This is a genomic window from Sphingomonas sp., assembly GCF_013812825.1.
GTDB lineage: Bacteria > Pseudomonadota > Alphaproteobacteria > Sphingomonadales > Sphingomonadaceae > Sphingomicrobium.
Genome location: NZ_JACCSU010000047.1, coordinates 1 through 4303, shown reverse-complemented (window position 1 = coordinate 4303; position 4303 = coordinate 1). Strand labels below are relative to the sequence as shown.

At 58.7% G+C, this 4303-nt stretch carries 5 protein-coding genes; all 5 read right to left on the bottom strand.

The features are described from left to right. Positions 1-503: 503 nt before the first annotated feature. Positions 504-701, bottom strand: coding sequence for a zinc-finger domain-containing protein (locus tag H0T81_RS06570; RefSeq protein ID WP_294011134.1), 198 nt, complete (start codon positions 699-701; stop codon positions 504-506). A 60-nt stretch (positions 702-761) separates the two neighbouring features. Beyond that, the gene (locus H0T81_RS06565; protein ID WP_294011132.1) at positions 762-923 is read right to left on the bottom strand and encodes a hypothetical protein; all 162 of its coding nucleotides are present in this window, start codon (positions 921-923) and stop codon (positions 762-764) included. Between the two features lie 1211 nt (positions 924-2134). Further along, the gene (locus H0T81_RS06560) at positions 2135-2608 is read right to left on the bottom strand and encodes a hypothetical protein (RefSeq protein WP_294011130.1); all 474 of its coding nucleotides are present in this window, start codon (positions 2606-2608) and stop codon (positions 2135-2137) included. Positions 2609-2669: 61 nt separating this feature from the next. Further along, complete coding sequence (locus H0T81_RS06555) at positions 2670-3056, bottom strand: hypothetical protein (RefSeq protein WP_294011128.1); 387 nt, start codon at positions 3054-3056, stop codon at positions 2670-2672. Positions 3057-3122: 66 nt separating this feature from the next. Then, positions 3123-4088, bottom strand: a complete 966-nt coding sequence (locus H0T81_RS06550; RefSeq protein ID WP_294011136.1) for a Gfo/Idh/MocA family oxidoreductase — start codon at positions 4086-4088, stop codon at positions 3123-3125. Between the last annotated feature and the right edge of the window lie 215 nt (positions 4089-4303).

Below are 4303 nucleotides of genomic sequence, written 5' to 3'. Positions count from 1 at the left end.
GGGGCGAGCGCGCTTATGGCGCATTCGAAACTGTCGAACACATGCTTCTCCCCATGCATCAAGACGTCAAACGTCTTGTCGTAGTCGTTCCCGCAAGTTTCGCAGATCGGCATGATCATCACCTCAAGGGTTTACGCGAGCAGAGGGCCAGCCCGCATGCAGCGACGGGAAAGATTTAAGGCTGGGCGCCACCGGCTCACGTGTGAGTGATAGGTCAGGCAGCTGAATGTCCGCAATGGGTGGCTGCAATGTCGGGTAAGCCCGACCGAGATTAGCGCTCGGGGACGATACGTATTGAATCGATTGGACTGGAGCTCGCACGGCTTCCTCGACCAACTGGTCGAGCTGTCTTGCATCGAAGTCCTCACAGCCGGGCCGCAGTTCACGGGCAGTTTCCACACACAGGATGATGCGCTTTTCGCGCCCGTCGAACTCCCATTCGTGCCAGCATCGCAATAGGTGGCAGTCATTGTCCGGCCGCTCAGCAAGTTTGCGATCCTGGTTCACGCGCGGGCCGCCCAGCAATTGATTGGAATTGTTTCGTTCCAGCGAAGCGCAGGATTCAGCCGGAATTGGGTCGAACAGTACGGACACAAGATATCCGCTTGCTCGCCCATGTTCAGGTAGACGTGGGGATGATCGTGCGGGGGCAGCACACCCATGCAATAAAAAGCGGCGACGCCGATCTCGATGCTACTCACTCCCATTTCGTTGAAAAACAGGGGTATTTCAGGAGGCGCGGGCTGCCCGTATGCCATGAGTCAAAGGACCCTGCCCTTCATCCATTGCCGCACGTCGCTATCCGCGTCGGCCTGCGACAATGAGCAGCGTTCCTTGACCATGGTCACGAGCTGCCGATCGTTCTTGATGGTCGATGCATCGAAATGGGTGAGGAAGGGCCAACGTGCTTTGGCTTCGACCATGTAGCCTCTCTTGCGCCGAACGACATCCTAGCTTTCTCCGCCTCTAAAGCCAAACATGATCCGCCGCCTCTCGAAAATAAACGGTAAGTTTTGTCGATGAAGGCTAATGTCCGCAGTCGCTGCGGCGCAGACGACGCTCGAAAGATGGGCTCACCGCTTCCACTGACCGTATGATGTGGCGGCTCCCTAGCTGACCACGGACAGAAGCAAGAAACCAGCGGCAGGACGCCCCGGGAGACTTGACACCATGGCCCATTACAGAAGCGGACGTTAGCGCTGGTGGTGCTCAGCCTACTTCTTGGTAAGCTATGCCCGTGTCCGGTCCGCCAAGCTCCCCGCTCGCTCTGGAGCGTATCTGAAGGAGTATTCCTCGTGCCCCTTGCGGTGCGACAGATCGAACCTGTTCGAATGCCTCCTTAACCCCTAGGCCTTTGAAGTGAGGCGACACCGGAACGAGGGCATTGACGACCTCGCCCGCCTCAGCCTCGGTTACATCCAGCATAATCAGGACACGCCGCATGTGTTGAACTCCAATAAGGTAGCGATCCGGCAACATCTGAGTGGCAGATGCCGCGGATGTCCGCAATGGGTCGAAAGCGGACATTCGGTAATGTCCGCAATGGGCGGAAAGCAGACCCAAGCGTCCGCTATGGGTGTGTTGTTTACAGTCGCACGCCCCTCTAGGTTCTGTGGAGATGAACGGCCCAGACTGGATAAGGAAAGCTGAGCGGGTCGCCCGAACTTTCCAAGCTACGACTGCGAGAGAGCGGCGCGCCGACCATTCGGTATACGTGATCCTGTTACACGACCCGTGTCGAATGGGGAGGTGGGGCTTGTATGTTGGGCAGACCTCACGAGACCCTGATTTGCGCTTCGACCAGCACAAGGCCGGACACAAGGCGAGCAGAGCGGTTAGGCGATTCGGAGTAAGGCTGCTGCCCAATCTCGTCGATCATCTAAATCCTATGAGAGGCTGGGAATCTCTCGACCTCGAGGCGGCGCTCGCCGATGCCTTTCGCAGCGCGGGCATACAGTGGATCGAAGGCGGTCACTGATGTAGGGCTGCTAAGCCGCAGTCGGACCGACTGTCAGGCAAGTCGACCGGGGCACGATTCATAGCCAGTGACAATCGGCACCCTGGTGATCCGCTAAACGTCCGGCCCTCTAATGTCCGCTTTGGGTGGAAAGCGGACATTACGCCGCTCCGATGATTAGCCGTTGACAGCGCCGTTCCGTCGCGGAGCACTCCGCAAGATTGCCACATTGACGAGCGTGCTGCCTATGCATCGGTTCACCATCGCGACGCCAGCAAGATAGATGAAGGCGCTGACGATGGCGTTTGTCGCGATGCCGGTCGGGAGCGAGACCAGCCCGGCGATGAATAGGATCATGCCGGCACCGGCCAAGCCGAGCCATAGCGTCAAGAACAGTCGTATCGCCGGTTCAAAATAAGGCGCAATTAGATCGGCCTTGTCCGTGGCAATCTTACCAACCCGCCACAGACGCAGCGCCCACGCGCCGAAGGACACCACCAGAAGGCCCAGCAGCAAGAGAACCCCAAAAATGATTGCGTCCGCGCTGGGCGGCCCAACCGCAAAGCCCACCAAGAGCGCCAGCATCGTTGCGACGAGCATGACTATTCCGCTTGTGCGGTCCATCCTCGATCCGGCGAAATGTTGAGCCATCGACACTCTTGTCGGGCAACCGTCTAATGTCCGCAATGGGTGGAGAGCGGACATTAGGCGGTCAACAGCGCGTCTCTGAGAACGGGTATGCGACGACTTGATGTTCGTCTTCGTAAACGACGTAGCCGGGACGCTTCTCGCGCAGCATTTCCACGCCGACGCCATAGCTTTCGAGTATTGTCTGAAAATCGCGCATCCGGGCAATCTGCTCGGTTGCCGTATGTCGGAACCAGGTAATTGCTTGCGCCTTGCGGCGGGGCTTGGACGACACCGCAAACCGCTTCGGCACGGGTAGGTTTTCTCGAAACCAACGCTCCACCTCGTTTAGGCGCTGCTCATGGGAGCCGCTCATGCGACCGGACGCGCGGAGTTCGTCGGCTGCTTGGAACAACCCCTGCCTGCGGCCAGAGTCTTCGTCGCGGCTCGCAATCACAAAACGGATGAACATGGCTCGATATAGCCCAAGCCGCTGAACTTTCCGCAATGTCCGCAATGGGTCGAAACCGGACATTCGCTAGTGGCGTTGGGTCCTGACTGGCCCGAGCACTTGATCAAGCACCCAGTCGGTTCGTGCTGCGCTCTCTCCCAGGGAAGGGTGACACTCGCCGCCTGAAAGGTGAAGCATCATGTTCTTGACGTGGTTGAGCTGAATTGGATCCGGATTTTCGATGTTCAGCACCTCGTTTGTGGAGGGCGTCTCCAAAACCAGCGGCACCTCATCAAAGACAGAAAAGCGGATCATGCCTTCCGACCCGATGATTTGAACTTCGTCTGCTCGCTTGGCGGAGGCGAAGTTCCAGAACCCGGATCCGATCATTCCTCCGGCGTGACGCCAAGATGCGGCGACTGCATCGGGGACTTCGTAGAAGCCCTGCTGATTCTGACTGACGCCGCTGGCGTCGACTATGGGGCCCAAAAGGAAGTCGAAGAGGTTTAGGCCGTGGCAGCCCAAGTCTTCGAAGTAGCCGCCCGGCGCTTCTTTCCTGTCGGTTCGCCAACCTAGGTCGCCTGCAAGATCGCCCCCCGTGGGCTGCCGAGCCAGCGACCAGTGAATGTGGCGCACCCGACCGATCGCGCCCTGCTCAAGCCATTGCTGCACGCGTTTGAACCTAGGCAATGAACGGCGATAGTAGGAGACGAACAGCGGCTGCCGAGCGGCCTTGAAGGCACATACCAGCTGGGTTGCCTCAGCGTGGGTCATGGCAAGCGGCTTTTCAACACAGCATGGCTTTCCCGCCCGTGCGGTCTGGATCGCCAGATCAAAATGAGACGATGGAGGGGTGGCGATGTAGACCGCATCCACCTCAGGCGAGTGGATAAGCTCCGAGCCATGATCGAAGGCGAGTGGGAGGCCGTGTTGCAATGCATAATTCCTAGCCGCACTGGCTCGCCGAGATGCCACAGCAACAAGGTCAAATCCGGCTACTTGCGAGTAGGCAGGTGCGCTCTTCCTTTCCGTCACGGCGCCGCAGCCTATCATTCCCCACCGGACCACCTTCACACGCTTCAACTCCCAGTTGAGCGGTTCCTGTACACGCAGAAGGTTGAGCAGGTGAAGCTACGCAGCTTTGTCTGAATGTCTGCTTTGGGTCGAAAGCGGACACTAGCAATCGCGCCAAGGCTGGCGCACCTTCTACAGGCAGCGGTCCCTGAGCGATCGCTGACAACCGAAGTTGGCCCGCCTCCCCCGAGCCC

Bases quoted from the DNA above. Each gene is read 5' to 3' on its own strand.
- H0T81_RS06565 (WP_294011132.1), bottom strand. From the start codon at position 923: ATGGTCGAAGCCAAAGCACGTTGGCCCTTCCTCACCCATTTCGATGCA.
- H0T81_RS06560 (WP_294011130.1), bottom strand. From the start codon at position 2,608: ATGGCTCAACATTTCGCCGGATCGAGGATGGACCGCACAAGCGGAATA.
- H0T81_RS06555 (WP_294011128.1), bottom strand. From the start codon at position 3,056: ATGTTCATCCGTTTTGTGATTGCGAGCCGCGACGAAGACTCTGGCCGC.
- H0T81_RS06550 (WP_294011136.1), bottom strand. From the start codon at position 4,088: ATGATAGGCTGCGGCGCCGTGACGGAAAGGAAGAGCGCACCTGCCTAC.